Here is an 18,819-nt window from a genome sequence, read left to right on the forward strand (position 1 = left end):
GCCACCACGAGTTCACCTCAGGCTCGGCGCCGGGCCTGCTCCAGCGCGGCCCGCAGCCGTTCCTCCGCGTCGGCGTCACCCGTGACGGCCTGGTCCTCCAGGGCGGCGGTGGCCACCTCGATCACCTTGGCCGTCAGGCCGAGCGCGAGGTTCGCCTCGGCGACCGCGGGCAGCGCACGCGCGGTCCCGCGCCGTTCGCCGAGCCCTTCGAAGATCGACAGCGCCTTCTCCGCACTGGCCAGCGCGGAACCCGCGTCACCGAGTGCGAGGTCGACCTGGGACAGCTGAACCGTGCAGTAGCCGACGCCACGAATGTCGCCGAACTCGGTGATGACGTCCAGCGCCTGGCGGCACCACGCGCTCGCCCGTTCCAGGTCACCGTGGACCAGCGCGCCCGCCGTCATCCTGCTGAGCACCAACGCGACATCGCCAGGCCGCTTCCCGTCCAGGCCGATCTCCAGCGCCTCCTCCAACACCCGCACGGACTCCGCGTAGTCGCCCGCGGAGGAGAGCACGGTGCCCAGCTCACGCAGGTTGTTCGCGTACAGGCCCTGCACCCCGCTCGCTCGTGCCGCGACCACCGCGCGTTCGGCGAGCTCGACCTGTGGCTGTCCGGTGTGCACCATCGTGAAGAAGGTCAACGCGCCCAGCACGGTCGCGAGCTCTGCGTGAGCCCCCATCGCCTCGAACGCTTCGGCACAGCGCGTGTACTCGGCGAGAATTTCCTCGGTGACACCGCGAGTGATCCTCTGGGTCACCAGGTCCAGCTGTGATCGCCACGCGACCAGTTCGTCGCCCTCGGCGAACGCAGCCTCCCGGACGAGCTCGCGCACCTGGACGACGCGGTCGTGGGAGTAGGCGATGTCGAGGTAGCGGAACGCGCGGTCGACGAGGCGGGCCGCCTCCTGGACCCAGTTCTCCCGCAGGCAGAACGTGATCGCGCGGTCGATGTTGACCTTCTCCGCCAACAGGAACGTCTCTCCGACGGCGAGCCGCTCCATCTCGGAGCGGTCGAGCGCGGTGGACGCGACGAAAGGCTGCAACGGCAGCTCGTCAGCCACGGTCCAGTAATCCACCGCCAGATCCACGAGCGTCAGCAGCAGGCCGACGTAGTCGCGCATGGCCGCCGCGACCACCTCGTCGTCCTCCTCGCGCACCAGCTCGGCCGCGTACACCGCGAGCAGGTCGTGCAGGCGGTACCGGGGCTCCCCCGTCACGTCCAGGCCGACCTCGTCCAGCAGGTTGGCCTCCACCAGCCGTTCGACGAGCCGTTCGCCGTCACCGCCCGCCAGCACGCCGACCGTCCACGACGCCACGTCCGTGGCACCGAGCAGACCGAGCCTGCGGAACGCCGTCGCGGCGTCGGCCGGCAGTGCCTCGTAGCTCGGTCCGAACGTCGCGCGCACCTCCAGGTCGCCCATGGTGAGCTCGTCGAGGCGGTGACGTTCGTCGGCCAGCCGGCGGGCCAGCGACCGCAGCGGCAGCGACTCACGGGCGGCCAGGCGCGCCCCGGCGACCCTCAGCGCGAGCGGCAGACCGCCGCACGCACCGGCGATCTCACTCACCGCGGACTGGTCGGTGGCGGCCCGCCGAGCGCCGAGGATGTTCGACAGCAACGCCACGCCGTCCTCGGGGGCCAGCGGCGGGAGCCGCAGGTTTCGCGAGCCCTCGACCTGCACGAGCTGCTGCCTGCTGCTGATCAGCACCGCGCATCCCGCCGTTCCCGGCAGCAGCGGCCTGACCTGCTCGGCTCCGGCCGCGTCGTCCAGCACCACCAGCATCGAGCGGTCAGCGAGCTGGGCGCGGAACGTCGCACTGCGCGCCTGCACGCCGTCCGGCATGGCGGACGTGTGCACGCCCAGGGCGACGAGCAGCTCGGCGAGCACCTCGGCCGGGTCGCGGGGAGTCCCGCCGGCACCGTTGAGGCGGACGAAGAGCTGACCGTCGGGGAACCGCCGCCGCAGCCGATGCGCGGCCTTGATCGTGAACGCGCTCTTGCCCACACCGGGGGCACCGGTCAGCACGACCACCGCGACACCAGGGGCGTCGAGCCTCTCCTCGACCTGGTGGAACATCTCCGCCCTGCCCACGAAGTCGGCGGTGTCGGGCGGCAGCTGGCAGATCTCCTTGTGCTCTGGCGTGTCCGTCTCGCCGTTGAGCAGCGCGAGGTGCAGCCGGCTCAGTTCCGGTGACGGATCCACGCCCAGCTCGTCGGCCAGCAGCGCGGTGAGCTCGCGGTAGCTCGCGAGCGCCTCCGCCTGCCGTCCGGACCGGGCCAGCGCCGTCATCCGCTGCGCCCAGAACCGTTCCCGCAACGGGTGCTGCCCGATCAACGCGCTCAGCTCGGCGACCAGCCGGCCCGCCTGGCCGCGGTCCAGGTCGGCGTCGATCCGGCGCTCCAGCGCGCTGAGGTGCTCGTCCTCGAGCCGCGGCACCTCCTCGCGGTGCAACGCGTCCGAGGCCACGTTCGCCAGCGCCCGCCCGCGCCACAGCTCGGTCGCCGAGGCGAAGTCGCCGGCGCGCACGAACTCGCGGAACCGCAGCAGGTCGAGCTCCTGCGGCTCCACCTCCACCAGGTAACCACCGGCGGTGGTGCGCACCCGGTTGGCCGCGCCCAGGGCCTGCCGCAACCGCAGCACCGTCGTCTGCAACGTCTTGTGCGCACGGTCGGCGGTCGGCGGCTCACCGTCCCACAGCCGGTCGACCAGCTCGTCGACGGACACGAACCGGTTGGGGCGCAACAACAACGTCGCCAGCAGAACGCGGCCTCGACCGGCGGGGACGGAGATCGGTTCGCCGTCGGCCAGCACCTCGAGCGGACCGAGCACCCGGAACTCGACGTGCACGTTCACCCCCGCAACCCGGCGATTCGGAGCCGGAGCCCCGCCGCCACCTTCTCGTCGCCCAGTTCCTCCCGCAACAGCAAAGCCTCCTTCAACGCGGCCACGGCGTCCTCTGTCCGGCCGGCTCGGGTGTGCGCGTCGGCGAGGTTCTCCACCACGACGGCCCTGAGGGCGTCGGACAGCTGGTCGCCGGGCAGGGCGAGCACCCGCTGGAACGTCGCGACGGCCTCGGCGAGGTGGCCCCGTTCCAGGTGCAACCTGCCGCGAGTGTCCAAAGTGGAGGCCACGAGGCCGGTCATCCCCGCCTCCGCCACGACCGCGCGGGCTTCGTCGTTCGCGGCGAGTGCGGCGTCGAACTCCTCGAGGCTCACCAACGTCATCGAGTAGTTGTTCAGCGCGACGGCCAGGCCGAACGGCGAGCCCTGCTCCCTGAGCCGCACGAGGGCGCGTTCGTGCAGGGCCTTCGCCGACTCCAGGTCGCCGCTCATCGCGTGGTTGATGGCCCACTGGTCGAGGGTGACGGCGATGCCGTGCAGGTGACCGATCTCCTCGCGCACCCGCAGCGCCTCGGCGTAACAGCCGGCGGCGCCGGCGAAGTCGCCCAGCGTGGAGAGCGCGTTGCCGAGCGAGTGCAGGGTGACGCCCTCGGCGTACCTGTCCCCGCTCGCACGGGCGGCCGTGAGTGCGACCCGGTACAGCGCGATCCGCTCCGACGGGCGGTGGCGCAGCGAGAGGTAGCCGGCCATGACGGTCGCGAGCTGCCAGGCGTGCTGGTGCAGGCCGTGCTCGCCGGCGAGCCGGACGGCGGCCTGGAGGTTCTCGTGCTCGGCCTCGCACCAGGCGGCGGCCACCGCCGAGTCCTCGAACAGCACCGGCAGCACGCCGGCGGAGAGCGGGAGCAACGTCAGGTCGATCCGGCTGCGCCGCAGCAGCCGGTCGGCGCTGTCCACCGAGTGCAGGTAGAACTCCAGCAGCCGCCGCACGACCGCAGGATCGGTCTCCTGCAACGAGCACGTGTACGCGCGCAGCAGGTCGTGAAAGGAGTACCGGCCCGGCGTGCGTTCGCCGAGCAACTGCGCGCGCGTCAGCGTTTGCAACGACCTGCGCACCTCGGCGCGATGGCGGCCGTCGAGCGCGGTGGCCGCTTCCAGCGAGATGTCCGGGCCCTTCGTCAGGCCCAGCAACCGGAAGAGCCGCGCCGTGCCGTCGTCCAGGCGGCTGCGGGACGCGGCGAGGACCGCCTCGAAGACCGGCCCGTCCGCGAACTCATCGACGAGCGAGCGCAGGGTCAGGCCGGGGTCGTCCGCCGCTGTGGAGGCGGCGACGGCGAGGGCCAGCGGCAGGCCACCGCAGAACGCGACCAGGTCCGCGACGGCGTCCGGTTCGGCGGCGACCCGTGCGGCACCGAGGCGGGCTGTGAGCAGCGCGACGGCGTCCTCGTCTCCGAGCAGGCCGAGCGTCACCGGCACCGCGCCCTCGCGGACGACAAGCCCGGTGAACCGGTTACGGCTGGTGATCACGACCAGGCAGCCGCGACCGGCGGGCAGCAGCGGGCGGACCTGTTCGACGTCGCGGGCGTTGTCGAGCAGCACCAGCACCCGGCGGTCGGCGACGACGCTGCGGTAGAGCGCGGCCCGTTCGGGCAGGTCCACGGGAACCCTGCCGCCGGACACCCCGAACGCGCCGAGGAACGCGGCCAGCACCTCGGCCGGGTCGGCGGGTGCCGCGGCCGGGTCGAAACCGCGCAGGTCCACGTAGAGCTGCCCGTCGGGGAACCGGTCCACGACCGTGTGCGCCCACCGCACCGCCAGCGCCGACTTGCCGATCCCCGCGGTGCCGTCGACCGCGGTGATCACCACCGCCGCGCCGTCCGTCGTGGCCTCGGTCAGCCTGGCCAGCTCGGCGTCCCTGCCGGCGAAGTGCGCGACCGCCGCAGGCAGTTGCCGCGGAGCGCCCGCGGCACGATCGAGCAGCCGTGCGTGCAGGTCGCGCAACGGCTGGCCGGGCTCGACTCCCAGCTCGGCATCGAGGTGGTCGCGGATCTGCTCGTACGCGGCGAGCGCCTCCTCCGGCCGGCCCGCCTGGTGCAACGCCTGCACGAGCTGCGCCCAGAACCCCTCGCGCAACGGGTGCTCACCGGTCAGCTCGCGCAGCTCCGCCACGAGCCCGGCACCGCGCCCGCGCGCCAGGTCGGCCTCGATCCGCCTGCCGTGCACCACGAGCCGTTCCTCGACGAGCGGCGGCACGTCCTCGCGGTGCAGGTGCGGGGAGTCGACGTTGGACGCCACCTCGCCGCGCCAGTGCGCCAGCGCCGCACCGAACTCACCCTCGGCGGCGAACCGCCGGAACCGAGTCAGGTCGAGCCGCTCGGGATCGACCTCCGCCAGGTAGCCACCGGTGGCCGTGCGCACGCAGTTGGCCTCCCCCAACGCCATCCGCAGCCGCCGCACGACCATGTGCAACGTCCTGTGGGCGCGGTCGATCGTGGGCGGGGAGCCGTCCCACAGCCGTTCGACCAACTCGTCCACGGACACGAACCGGTTGGGCCGCAACAACAACGTCGCCAGCAACACACGACCGCGCCCGGCGGGCACCCCGACCGGCACTCCGTCGCACAGCACCTCCACCGGCCCGAGGACGCGGTACTCGACGTTCATGGGCTCCTTCACCTGCTCGTCCACAGTGGATCTCTGATGTGACCGGAGTGTGAGCGGTGGCCGGCAGACTCGTCACCAGCCGAGGACGACAGCGACAGGAATTCGCCTGGGGGGCCGCTGTGGTCCGGCGCCGTCGCGGGACACCCCCGCGGCGGCGCCCCGGCTGTTCCACGCAGACCTGCCGCGCGGTGACGTCACCCGCCCGTCCGTCGCGATGATCACGCCCTCCATCCGCACCGCGTTGCCCTGTGGCGAAAGATTCGTTTTCACCTCGCCCGGCACTCGGCCGTCATCCCTCCTCCAGTTCTGCCAGTTGTGCGACCAGTTCGCCGAGCCGGTCGTCGCGGAGATCGCGCCACAACTCCGCGGCACGCCGCCAGGCGGTCACCGCCTCATCTCGCCGTTCCAGCCTCACCAGGACGCCACCGAGGTGGCGCAGCGCGTCGCCCTCGTTCTCTCGATCGCCGAACCTGACTGCTCCTTCGAGTGCAATCCCCAGCGCCCGCTCCGCCTCGTCGAGCCGGCCGACCCCGGCGAGGGAATGGCCGTACATCGTGTGGATCCGTGAGTGCACGTACTCCTCACCCATGTCCGCTGCGATCGCGATGGCCGCGGTGATCTCCGGCAGCGCCTCCTCGTACCGCCCGAGTTCGTTGAGGATCAGGCTGACGTTCGCACGCGAGGTGCACTCCAGGTAGGGCTCGCCGAGCTCGCTGATCACAGCGGCCCCTTCCCTGCTGGTCGCCAGAGCGTTCTCCAGATCACCCAGGCGTTCGTAGGCGCCCACCACGTTGAGCAGCGCCACGCCCTCCGCACGCCGATCGCCGGACTCGCGCGCGTACCGCAGCGCGAACTCGTAGGCGCCCAGGGCTTCGTCGAACCGTGCGCAGTGGCAGTACAGCGAGGCCAGCTTGATCTGCAGCATCGCCTGTTCCCGGTCCGTGCCGAAGGTCAGCACCTGCTCGTGCAGCTCGACGGCTTCCGGACGGCGTCCCGTGTCGATGTTGAGGTAGCGGGAGAGGTACGCCGGTACGAGCAGGGCCAGCCGGGTCCAGCCGTGCGCGATCGCCGCCGGCACGAGCGCCTTGAGGTTGCGCCACTCGTCGCGGATCCAGGACAACGCCTCGGACGACGACGAGAACCCTCGCGGCACCACGCCTGACGTGATCTCACCGGCCTGCACCATGTGCTTCGTGCCCTGCACCGCGTCCGCGGCGTTCACCAGGGTGTGGACGTACCACTCCGCCAGCCGCAACGCAGACTTCTCGTCGTCGCCGCACAGCTCGGCCGAGTAGGCGCGCAACAGGTCGTGCAGGTCGTAACGGCCGGGTGAACGGGACTGCACGAGGTGGTCGGCCACCAGTCGTTCCAGCAGCCGCCGCGCCTGGGCGATCGGCACCTCAGCCAGGACCGCGGCGGCGCTCACGTCGAAGTCCGGTCCGAAGTGGACCGACAACAACCGGAAGGCTCTGGCCGACTCGGGGTCGAGCGCCTGGTAGGACCAGCTGAACACGGCACGGACGTCCACGTCGTCGAAGTCGCTCAGCGCGTCCAGCCGCGTGTTCTCCAGCTCCGCGGCGAATTCCCGCAACGACGTGTCCGGGAACCGGGCCACCCGCTCGGCGACGACGCGCAACGCCAGCGGAAGCCCACCGCACAGCTCGACGACGTCTCGTGCCGCGTCCGGCTCCGCGTCGAGGCGCCCTCCGCCCAGCACCGCGGCGAGCAGCAACCGTGCCGCGGGAAAGTCCAGCTGCCGCAACTCGATCGTGGTCGCGTCGTGCCGTGAAACGAGTGCGCGGAGCTGGTTGCGACTGGTGACCACCACGCGCACCCCGGCCGCACCCGGCAGCAGCGGCACGACCTGGCGGCTGGACGCGGCGTTGTCCAGCACGAGCAGGAGCCGCCGGTCGTGCAGGATCGTGCGCAGCGACGCGAACCGCGCCTCCGGATTCGCCGGAATCTCCTCCAGGCCCAGGCCGATGAGCAGGATCTCCGCCGCCGCGGCCGGCTCGACGGGAGCAGCGTCCGGATCGAACCCCCGCAGGTTCAGGTACAGGTCGCCATCCGGGAAACGGTCTCGCGCCGCCCGCGCCCACTTCAGCGTCATCGCGGTCTTGCCGATACCGCCGACTCCGTGCACGACCGTGAGCCCGCCCGGTTCGTCGAGCAGGTCGAGCTCCGCGTCGCGCCCGACGAAGCTGCGCACCACCCCCGGCAGCTGCCGGGGCACCACCCCTCGACCGCCCACCGGCACGTCCGCGCGAAGGATCTGTTCGTGCAGCTCCCTCAGTTCCGGGCCTGGATCGACGCCCAGTTCGTCTACCAGGACGGCTCTGACCTCGTGGTATGCCTTGAGCGCCTCGCTCTGGCGTCCCGACCGGTACAACGCCAGCATCAGGTGACGCCAGAACGTCTCCCGCAACGGGTGCTCGGCGACGAGCGAGCGCAGCTCGGCCACCAGCTCACCCGCGAGCCCTCGGTCGAGGTCGGCCTCCAGCCTCCGCTCGAGCACGGAGAGCCGTTCGTTCACCAGCAAGGGCACGTCGTCGCGATGCAGGCGATCGGACCGCACGTTGACCAGCGCCGGTCCACGCCACAACGCAGAGGCCACCCCGAGATCGCCCGAGCTCGCCAGCGCGCGGAACCGCAGCAGGTCGAGCTGATCAGGATCGAGAGCCGCCTGGTAACCGCCGGGCAGGGTGCGCACGCAGTCGGCGTCGCCCAGAGCTACTCGCAGCCGCCGCACCACCATCTGCAGGGACTTGTGCGCACGGCCGGCCGTCGGCGGTTCGCCGTCCCACACGTGGTCGACCAGCTCGTCGACGGGAACCAACCGGTTGGGCCGCAACAACAACGTCGCCAGCAGCACATGACACCGGCCACCTGGAAGCGGCACCGGTTCGCCGTCGAGCAGCACCTCCAACGGCCCCAGCACGCGGTACTCGGCTCGCAATGGTCCCCCCAGGTCCGTGACCAGTTTAGACGCTGTGTGATCGGTGTGTGAGCAAAGTGTGAGCGGCGCAGGGCAGAGTGCTCCTCAGCGGTGCTGGTGGCAAAGTTTCCTGGGGGGCCACCAGCACCGCTGATCACTTTCCCGGCGGCTCCACCCACCCGTGAGCGGAGTGTGAGCACGCCGCGGGAATCTACGAACGGCCGGTTCCCCCGCGACAACCTCCCTCTTCATCGCGCGGGGACCGGTCGCTCACCCCAGCGAGGACAGCAGCTCGCGCACGTCGTCCGCCTGGTCGTGGCCCAGGTCGTCGTAGACGTCCAGCGCCGCGAGGTAGTAGTCGCGGGCCGTGTCCAGCTCGCCCAGCTCCCGTTTCATGTCGGCCAGCCGCACGAGCGTGTCCGCCTGGTGGTGGCGGTACGACAACGTCGCCTGCAGCTCGACCGACCTGAGGTAGTTCGCCTCCGCCTCCTCGTAGCGGCCCAGCGCCCGGTAGATGCTGCCGAGGGTGTCGCGGTTCGAGGCCACCACGGTGTCCCGCTCGTCCGGCACCAGTTCCAGGTACATGTCACGGGCCTGCTCGGCGCGCGCCGCCGCTTCGAGGTGGTCGCCGAGCTCGTGGTGCACGAACGCCAGCGACGCCGCGACGCTCGCCAGCTCGATCCGGTCGCCGCTGCGCCTCGCCACGTCGAGTGCCCGCCGCAACGGGTCGAGCGCGTGCACGTACCTGCCCTGCCTGGCCAGCAGGTAGGCGAGGCCGCGCAGGTCGTTCGACAGCCCGACGAGGTCGCCCAGCCGTTCGTCCAGCGCCACCGCCTCGCGGAGCTGGTGCTCGGCCTCGTCGAACTCCTGCGCGGGGATCAGGCACGACACCAGGCCGCGGCGGGCCCTGCACTCGCCTTCGAGGTCTCCCGCCCGCACTGCCGCCGCCACGGCCAGCCGCTGCAGGCGTTCGCCCTCGCGGGCCCGTCCGGTGGCCAGCAGGAAGTGCCGGATCGCCCACACCGTGCGCCACACGTGCCCGTCGAAGCCCTCCTCGCCCGCCGCCTCGACCGCGGGACCGAAGACCGCTCGTTCGCCGGCGTACCAGCGGTCGGCGTCGGTGCTCACGCCGAACGCGAGCACGACGGCGCCGGGTGCCGGGTCCGGTGTGGTGATGGGCTGGCGCAACGGGTCCGACTTCAGGGTGGCGGCCAGCGCGGAGTGCATGAGGTGGTCGAAGAACCGCTGTTGGGCGGCCGTCCGTTCGGCGGCGGACAGCCGATGGGCCGCCTCCTCCGCCGCGTACGCACGCATCAGGTCGTGCAACCGGTAGCGGCCGTTCTGGCTGTTGATCAGGCTGTAGCGGACCAGTTCGTCCAGCGCCTCCGCCGACGCGTGCGCCATCAGGCTGGTCGCGGCGGGCTCGGTCACGTCCGGGCCGGGGTGCAGGCCCAGCAACACGAACAACCGCGCTGCCTCGTCGCTCAGCCACCCGAAGGTCCACGAGAACACCGCCCGCACGCTCGTGAGCGGATCGTCGGTGTCCAGTGCGTCGAGCGCGGCGTGTTCGAGCTCCTCCACGAGCATGCCGAGCGGGTGCTGGTCGAGCGTGGCCCGTGCCGCCACCACGGCGAGCGCCAGCGGCAGACCGGCGCACAGCTCGACGAGCCTGGCGGCCGCGACGTGCTCCGCCGCGACCCGTTGCGTGCCGACCCTGCCCGCGAAGAGCACCATCGACTCCTGCGGCCCGAGCACGTCGAGCTGGAACGCGCGGTCCTGCGTGACCAGACCGCGCAAACGGTTGCGAGAGGTGATCACGGCCAGGCTCCGCGACCCGCCCGGCAGCAGCGGCCGCACCTGGGCGACGTCGCGGACGTTGTCGAGCAGCACCAGCACCCGCCGCCGGGCCAGCAGCGAGCGATAGCACTCCAGCATCGCCTCGGTACCGGACGGGATCTCGGCCACGGGCACGCCGAGGGCCAGCAGGAAGTCGCGGGCCGTGCTGACCGGGTTCACCGGGGCGCCCGTCGGGTCGAACCCGCGCAGGTCGCTGTAGAGCTGCCCGTCCGGGAACCGGCCGGCGATCCGGTGCGCCCACTGGACCGCGAGCGAGGTCTTGCCGATGCCTCCGCTGCCGTTGATCACCAGCTGCCCGGACGCGTGCACGGCATCGAGCCGGTCGAGTTCCAGCTCACGGCCCACGAAGTGCGGCAACGCGGTCGGCAGCTGCCGGGGAACGTGGTGGTGTGGTGGCGCCGCAGGCAGTCCTCCCGCCAGCACCTGCTGCTGCGCCTCCCGCAGGCGAGCGCCGGGCATGACACCGAGCTGCTCACCGAGGACCGCCGAGACCTCCTGGTAGGCCGCGAGCGCGTCCGCCTGCTGACCGCTGCGGTGCAACGCGAGCATCAGCTGGGCCCAGAACACCTCGCGCAACGGGTGCTGCCGGGTGAGCGCCCGCAGCTCCGGCACCAGCTCCGCAGCGACGCCCAGCTCCAGGTCGGCGTCGATCCGCTTCTCCAGCGCGCCCAGCCGTTCCTCCGCCAGCGCCGGCACGAGATCTCGGTGCAACGACTCCGACGTGACGTTCGCCAGCACCGGGCCACGCCACAACGCCGTCGCCTCGGTGTGCTCACCGGCGTTCAGGTGGGCGCGGAACCGGAACAGGTCGAGCTGTTCCGGCTCGACCACGGCCACGTAGCCGCCCGCACGCGTCCGCACGCAGCTCGCCTCGCCGAGCGCCTGCCGCAGCCTGGTCACGACCATGTGCAGCGTCTTGCCCGCACGGTCCGAGGTGGGCGGCGTCCCGTCCCACAGCCGTTCGACGATCTCCGCGACCGGCACGGACTTGTTGGCGTGCAACAGGAGTGTGGCGAGCAGGACCCGGCAGCGACCGGCGGGGACGGCGACCGGCACGCCGTCGAGCAGCACCTCGAGCGGCCCCAGCACGCGGTACTCGACTCGCACGTCGCCCCTCTCCGCCCGGTGGCCGAGCGCCGAGTGTAGGGGCGTGGACTCGGTGTGACCGAAGTGTGAGCGCAGCCGGGCAGAGTGAGCATCAGCCGGAACGACGAGAGTGACGTTGAAGTTCCTGGGGGGACGTCACGATCGCCGATGTTCCGTCCGGACAGCCCCTCCCCAGTGGTGCGGTCAGGACGGAACCCCGGTCATGGGGGAACCGGACAGTCCCCTGCTGTTCGGTTAAGGCCCGCGGCTTCGGCTGCGGGCCTTTTTCATGTGGCGGCACAACGAGAAGGGGCCCGCGGCATCAGCCGCGGGCCCCTTCTCGTTCAGTGCTCTAGTCCGGCGAGATCCAGGCGAACTGGATGCGCTGCTGACCGTGCTTGCGGGTCACCAGCGTGCCCCGGCCGGGAGGCTGCGGCGACGGCTTCAGGTTGCCGACGATGTTGCCCTCCTCCTTCGAACCGGAACCCACGAAGATCGGCGCCGAGATCTCCTTCAGCTTGCCGATGATCGGGTCGTACATCGCACGCGAGGCACCACCCATGCGGCGGGCGACGACGACGTGCAGACCGACGTCCTTCGCCTGCGGGATGAACTCGGCCAGCGGCGCCATCGGGTTCGCGCCACCCTGCGGGGCGACCAGGTCGTAGTCGTCGACGATGACGAAGACCTCGGGCCCCTTCCACCAGGAACGGGTCTTGAGCTGCTCCTGCGTCACGTCCGGGCCGGGCATGCGGTTCGCGAGCGAGCCGCGGACCTCCTGCACGTTCTGCGTGAACTGGGGGCCGGACACCGCGTAGCTGAGCAGGTGGTCGGTGTCGATGAAGCCGAGCATCGTGCGGCGGTAGTCCGCGAGCAGGATCAACGCCTCGGACGAGGTGTAGCTCTGCATGATGCCGCGGACGATCGTGCGCAGGAGGTTCGTCTTGCCCGACTCGCCGTCGGCCAGCGCCACGAAGTGCGGGTCCGCGTCGAAGTCCAGGTAGACCGGCGCGAGCTCGTCCTCGTTGACACCGACCGGGACCAGGTGGCCGCGGTTGGGCAGGATCTGCTGGACGTGCGCCATGAACTGCCCGTGGTCGAGCAGGTCGGGCAGCATCCGGACCTGCGGGGCGCGCTGCCCCTGCCAGCCCTGGTTGAGCTTGTGGCTGAGGTCCTGCACACCCGCCACGACCGTGGTCGCGTCCTGCGAGGTGTCGATGCGGGGCAGGCCGACGAGGTAGTGCAGCTTGCGGCCCGTGGCACCGTCGATGGTGATGCCGCGGCCTGGGCGGCCCGGCGGCACGTTGACCGCCACCTTGCGGTCGACCTCGGACTCGCTCGGATCACCGAGCCGCAGCTCGAAGCGCGTGCCGAGGAGGTCCTTCATGGCAGGGCGGATCTCCGCCCACCGGCTCGCGCCGACAATCACGTGCACGCCGTAGGACAGACCCTGCGCGGCGAGCGCCTGGATCTGCGGCTCGACCATCTCGAACTCCTGGCGGAAGTTCATCCAGCCGTCGATGATCAGGAACGCGTCGCCGAAGGCGTCGTCCTTGATCTCACCGCGACGCTTGCGGGCGCGGAACTCGCCCAGCTCGATGCGTGCGTCGCGCCAGCGGAGCTCGCGCTCGGCGATCAGGGTCTGCAGCTCGGCCACCATGCGGCGGACCTTGTCGACGTCGAGACGACCGGCGAAGCCACCGACGTGGGGCAGGTCCTCCATCGCGGCGAGCGAACCACCACCGAGGTCGATGAGGTAGAACTGCACCTCCTCCGGCGTGTGGGTGAGCGCCATCGACGCGACGAGCGTCCTGAGCATCATCGACTTGCCGGACTGCGGGCCGCCGACGATCGCGCCGTGGCCCGCCGCACCGGAGAAGTCCGCCCACAGCAGGTCGCGGCGCTGCTCGAACGGCTTGTCGACCACGCCCATCGGGATCTGCAGCGTGCTGTTGGCCGGGTAGCCCGGCGACGTCAGACCGCGGTCCGGCGTCACGTCGAGCGGCGGCAGCATCGTGTCCATCGTCGGCGGCTCGTTGAGCGGCGGCAGCCACACCTCGTGCGCGGGCGGGCCCTGACCGACGAGGCGGTCGACGATGAGCTCGAGCTGGGTCGGCTCGTTCGCGTCCTCCTTGACCGGCGCGGCCACGACCTGGACCGGCTCGACCGGGCGCTCGGGCTCCTTCGGGATCTCGATGAAGTCCGGCACGAAGAACCGCGGCCGCTTGTCGCTGCGCACGGCCACCGACTCACCGGCGGACTGCATGCCGGCGGGACGGTAGGTGCCCGAGACGTAGAGCGCCTTGAACCTGGTCAGCGGCATGCCCTGGACGCTCAGGTAACCCGAGCCCGGGATCGGCGGCAGCTCGTAGGCGTCGGGCACACCGATCGCCGCACGGGACTCCGCCGCGTTGAAGGTCTTCAGACCGATCCGGTACGAGAGGAACGTGTCCAGACCGCGGAGCTTGCCCTCCTCCAGTCGCTGCGACGCGAGGAGCATGTGCATCTGCAGCGACCGGCCGACACGACCGATCTGGAGGAAGATGTCGATGAAGTCCGGCTTCGCCGTCAGCATCTCGGAGAACTCGTCGATGCAGATGAAGAGCGCGGGCAGCGGGTCGAGCTGGGCGCCGTTCTCACGGGCCTTCTCGTAGTCCCAGACGTTCTTGTAGTTGCCCTTCGCCAGGACCTCCTGGCGCCGGGACACCTCGCCCTCGATGGCGTCCTTCATGCGGTCGACGAGGCTGAGGTCGCCGGCGAGGTTGGTGATCGTCGCGGCGACGTGCGGTGCCTTGTCCAGGCCGAGGAACGTCGCACCACCCTTGAAGTCGACGAGGATCATGTTGAGCGCCGTCGACGAGTGCGAGGCCAGCAGACCGAGCACCAGGGTGCGGAGGAACTCCGACTTACCGGAACCGGTCGCGCCGATGCACAGGCCGTGCGGGCCCATGCCGTCCTCTGCCGCTTCCTTGATGTCGAGCTCGACCGCCTGGCCGTGCTCGCCGATGCCGAACGGGATGCGGTAGCGGTCGCGCTTGGGCCTCGGCCGCCACGCCTGCTGCACGTCGAACGTGATCGGGTCGCCGGGGATGCCCATGAACTCGAGCAGCGGCGGGTTGTTGGTCATCGCCAACGGGTCCTCGCCCGAGTCGCCACCGGCCTCACCGGCGGCGCCCATGCGGTACGGCGACAGCCTGCGGGCCAGGGCCTCGGCCTCCACGATCGACAGGCGGTCCGGCGCGCCGAACCACTCGACGCCGGTCGCGGAACGGGCGCCCAGCTGGTTGTTCTCGGTGACGAGACGCAGGCCGCGGCGGGCCGTCAGGTTACCCAGGCACTCGGACAGGTCCAGCAGCGTGACGCCGACCAGACCCTCCTCGAGGATGATCATCTCTTCGCGGCTGATGTCGCCGTCGTCGATGACGATCACGATGTGCGGCTGGTCGGGCGGTGGCGGGGCGTTGCGGGTGAACCGCTGCCGGTCGCGCAGGTTCTCGTCCAGCATCGCCTCGATCTCGGCGAGCGAGTTCGCCATCATGCGGCGCTGGCCGATGCCGTCGATGTCGGTGGGGTGCTGGGCGTGCGGGAGCCACTTCACCCACTCCCACAGCTGCTTGGTGCGGCCCGCGCTGACGACCGCGATCAGCAGGTCGTCCGGGGCGTGGAAGGTGACGAGCTGGGCGAGCAGGGCGCGCGCGACATCGCGGCGGTCCTCGATCTCGCCGAGCAGGCCGACCGCGGCGAACCCGCGCAGTGCGATGGAGATCGGGAGGTCGGGCACGAGCGAGTGGGCGCGCACGAACCGGCGCAGGGCCAGCGTCGCGATCGGCTCGAGCTCCTCGACGGGACCGGTCTGCGGCGGCACCAGGCGGGTGGCGAGGCGCTGCGAGCCCCGTCCCGCGCGCAGGTGGCAGAAGTCAGGGTCGTTCTGGCGGCGTTCCCACATGCGGCGGGTGGTGGCGAGCGACCACAGCATCTGCGGGTCGGGGTGCACCCACTCGCGCTCGGCGCGCTGCTCGTCGGCGGCCTCGCGGGCGCGGTCGCGCATCTGGCCGAGGTACCGCAGGTAGTCCTTGCGGTCCTCGTTCATCTCGGCTTTCTTCTGGCCCTTGCCCGAGCCCATGCCGCTCGCCATCATGCCGATGGTCGAGATCATCATCATGCCCGGCATGATCATCGCCGCGGGCTGCCGCGGCATGAACACGAGCATCATGCCCATCATGCCCATGGACGCGACGATCATGACGACGGGCATCGCCTTCATCATGATGTTGCCGGGGATGATCCGGGGGACCTCGGGTGGCGGCTCGAGGTGGACCTCACCGCCAGGAGGCCGGGGAGCAGCAAGGCGTGCCGTTCGCTTGAACTGCAGCGTGCTCAACTGACAGGCACCTCTTCGACTCGTTACGCCACCAGTAGCAACCGACACTATTGCGCATCCACGCGCACCGCGAAGGTGGGTCAGGAAAAAACCTGACCGAACGTGTTCTGCAAACGACACGTGCAAGAGACGCCGGTGCGGCCATACTAGGGCCGCCCGGCAACCGTCCGAGTGGACCAATAAGGTCGGGCACATTGTTTTCAAGCGCTGATCTGACTTAGGGGGCCCTGGTGGCGACCGGTACGACGGTGTTCAGCCGTGTCACGGTGGTGGCACCTCGAACGCGTATCGACGTCGCGCTGCCTGCCGACGTGGCGGTGGCCGATCTCCTGCCGATGCTGCTCGACATGGCGAGAGAGGCCACTCCGGACGGTGGCGTGCGGCACGGTGGCTGGTGCATCGCCAAGCTCGGCGACAACCCGCTCGACCCCGCCCGCACGCTGGCATCGCTGGGCGTCGTGGACGGCGAGTTGCTGCAGTTGCGGCGCCGCAACGAGAATCCGCCTCCGCCGTTGTACGACGACGTCGTCGACGCGATCGCGGAGTCCGATCCGGACTCGTTCCGGCCGTGGACCAAGGAGACCGCGCAGCGGTTCGGTCACCTGGCCGGCTCGCTCGCGCTGATCGCGTCCGCGGTGGCGTTGTTCCTGTCCGGCCCGATCTCGCAGGGCGACTCCGGCAGCGGGCTCGCCGCCGCGATCGCCGGCGGTGTCGGTGCGATCGCCATGCTGGCGGCGGGCGCGACCATCGCGCGGGCCTACAGCGCGGCGTCGACGGGTGTGCTGATCGCCGCGTGCGGTTCGCTGCCGCTGGCGTTCGTCGCGGGCTTCCACGCCGTGCCCGGTGTGGGCTTCAACCCGAAGATGCTGCTCGCCTCCGCGTTGATGATGATCTTCGCGTGGGGCGGGATCCTGCTGATCGGGCAGGGCATCACGGTGTTCATCGCCGCGGCGACCGGCGGCACCCTGGTGGCGCTGGCGTTCCTGGTGGCGACGTTCGTCGAGCACCCGCTGTCCGGCGTGGCCGCCGCGACCGGTGCCGTGGCGCTCGCCGCGCTGTCGATGCTGCCGAGCCTCACGCTGCGGCTGGCCAAGATCCCGCCGCCCGTCGTGCCGACGAACGCCGAGGACCTCAAGGAGGACAGCGGCTTCCCGGAGTACGCGGTCATCGAGCGTCGCACGGCCGTCGCGCACGAGTACCTGACGGGCATGATCATCGGCACCGGCATCGTCGCGGCTCTGGCCGCCATCGTCGCCGCGTCCGCCGACACCTTCTGGGGCCCGATCTACGGCGTCGTCGTCGCGATCGTGCTGATGATGCGCGGCCGGGCGTACGCCAACGGCGCGCAGGCCGTCGCACTGCTGTCGACCGGCATGTTCGCCAGCGCGGGCATCCTGATCGGCTGGCTGATCTCGTCGACGTCGTTCAACCGGCTCGCGTTCGTCTTCGGCGCGCTGCTGCTGCTGGGCGCGCTCGCGCTGGTGCTCGGTGTGATCTTCCCCGGCCAGAAGTTCTCGCCGCCGTTGCGCCGCACCGTCGACATCATCGAGGCGATCCTGATCGCCTCCGTGCTGCCGCTGGCGCTGGCGGTCATGGACATGTACCAGGTGTTCCGAGGTCTGATCACGCTATGAGGACCGGCATCAGGCGCACCACGGCGGCCGCGACCGCCGGACTGCTTCTGCTGACGGGGACGCTGCCGCAGGCCTCCGCTCAGCCGTCGTCCACGCCGGCGACCGTGCGGCCGAACTCGGTGCCGCCGGACCTGCCGGCCGGCACCCCGCCGCCCGCCGACACCGGCGCACCGGACGTCAAGTACGAGCGCACCTCGAAGGGGTGCGTGGAGTCCGACACCAAGAGCGAACTGATCGAGTACATGCCCTGGGGCCAGGTCTACCTGAACCTGGAGCAGGCGCACCGGTTCGCCAAGGGCAAGGGCATCAAGATCGCGATCATCGACACCGGTGTCGACCCCCGCAACCCCCGCTTCGGCGGCAGGGTCAAGGGCGGCGGTGAGTACGTCTTCGGCAACGCGAACGGCACCGACGACTGCGACGGCCACGGCACCGAGGTCGCCGGCGTCGCCGCCGCGGCCAAGACCGAGGGCGACTTCGTCGGCGCCGCACCGGAAGCGACGATCCTGGCGATCCGCCAGACCAGCGACCGGTTCGAGTTCAAGGGCGACGCGGCCAACCCGGACAAGCGCGCCTCCGCAGGCAAGGTCGGCACGCTGGCGATGGCCATCGTGCGCGCGGCGAACCAGGACGCCAAGGTCATCAACATCTCGTTGACGAACTGCAGCTCTCCCAAGGGCTTCAGCGCGGACGACCAGAAGCTGCAGGCCGCCATCAGGTACGCGGTGGACGTCAAGGACGTGGTGATCGTCACCGCGGCCGGCAACCTCAGCGACCAGGGCACCGGGTGCGCCGCCCAGAACAACAACATGGACCCGACCACCGTCAACTCGGTCTCGTCGCCCGCGTGGTTCGCGAACGACGTGCTGTCGGTGGGCTCGATCGCCCGCTCCGGCGAGGTCTCGGGGTTCAGCGTCTGGGGCCCGTGGGTCAGCATCGCCGCGCCGGGCGAGGAGATCATCTCCGTCGACCCCAAGGGCACCGGCCTGACGAACGCGAACGTCACCGCGCAGGGCGTGCAGGACATCAAGGGCACGAGCTTCGCGTCGCCGTACGTGGCGGGCATCACCGCGCTGGTGCGCGAGCGGTTCCCGAACCTCAAGGCGCGTCAGGTGATGGAGCGCCTCAAGACCACGGCCCTGCACCCCGGCAACGTGTCCGGCAAGGACAACAAGGTCGGCTTCGGCATGGTCAACCCGGTCGCCGCGCTGACCGCGGTGCTGCCGGGCGAGGCGGCCGGGTTCAAGGCCCCGGTGCCGAAAGAGCTCAACACCGACGTCACCCCGCCGCCGGGCCTCGACTGGCCGCCGATCATCGTGGCGCTGAGCGGCATCGGTGCCGGTGGTCTGCTGCTGGCGCTGACGTTGTTCGTGCGCAACTCTCTGAACCGCAAACGCGGGAGCACCGCATAGCGTTTGAACCACAA

At 70.9% G+C, this 18,819-nt stretch carries 7 protein-coding genes; 2 read left to right on the forward strand and 5 right to left on the reverse strand.

The window, feature by feature from the left end:
* Window positions 1-17: 17 nt before the first annotated feature.
* The 5 genes from ACSHWB_RS10445 to eccCa form a co-directional block, all read right to left on the reverse strand.
* On the reverse strand, window positions 18-2,852 hold the full coding sequence (locus tag ACSHWB_RS10445; protein ID WP_439661877.1) for a BTAD domain-containing putative transcriptional regulator: 2,835 nt from the start codon (window positions 2,850-2,852) through the stop codon (window positions 18-20).
* Entirely contained in the window at window positions 2,849-5,512 is a 2,664-nt protein-coding gene (locus tag ACSHWB_RS10450; protein WP_439661878.1) for a BTAD domain-containing putative transcriptional regulator, read from the reverse strand. Before ACSHWB_RS10450 ends, ACSHWB_RS10445 begins: the two co-directional genes overlap by 4 nt.
* A gap of 277 nt (window positions 5,513-5,789) precedes the next feature.
* Window positions 5,790-8,456: a BTAD domain-containing putative transcriptional regulator gene (locus tag ACSHWB_RS10455; protein WP_439661879.1), complete on the reverse strand. Its 2,667-nt coding sequence runs from the start codon at window positions 8,454-8,456 to the stop codon at window positions 5,790-5,792.
* Window positions 8,457-8,705: 249 nt separating this feature from the next.
* Window positions 8,706-11,399, reverse strand: coding sequence for a BTAD domain-containing putative transcriptional regulator (locus tag ACSHWB_RS10460; RefSeq protein ID WP_439661880.1), 2,694 nt, complete (start codon window positions 11,397-11,399; stop codon window positions 8,706-8,708).
* 331 nt (window positions 11,400-11,730) lie between these two features.
* Window positions 11,731-15,759, reverse strand: coding sequence for a type VII secretion protein EccCa (gene eccCa, locus ACSHWB_RS10465; RefSeq protein WP_439661881.1), 4,029 nt, complete (start codon window positions 15,757-15,759; stop codon window positions 11,731-11,733).
* Window positions 15,760-15,989: 230 nt separating this feature from the next.
* Between eccCa and eccD the strand changes: the two genes are divergently transcribed.
* On the forward strand, window positions 15,990-17,393 hold the full coding sequence (eccD, locus tag ACSHWB_RS10470; RefSeq protein ID WP_439661882.1) for a type VII secretion integral membrane protein EccD: 1,404 nt from the start codon (window positions 15,990-15,992) through the stop codon (window positions 17,391-17,393).
* The gene (gene mycP, locus ACSHWB_RS10475) at window positions 17,390-18,805 is read left to right on the forward strand and encodes a type VII secretion-associated serine protease mycosin (protein ID WP_439661883.1); all 1,416 of its coding nucleotides are present in this window, start codon (window positions 17,390-17,392) and stop codon (window positions 18,803-18,805) included. Before eccD ends, mycP begins: the two co-directional genes overlap by 4 nt.
* The last annotated feature ends 14 nt before the right edge of the window (window positions 18,806-18,819 follow it).

Origin of the sequence: Lentzea sp. HUAS TT2, from assembly GCF_051853195.1 — a bacterium.
Classification (GTDB): Bacteria; Actinomycetota; Actinomycetes; order Mycobacteriales; family Pseudonocardiaceae; genus Lentzea.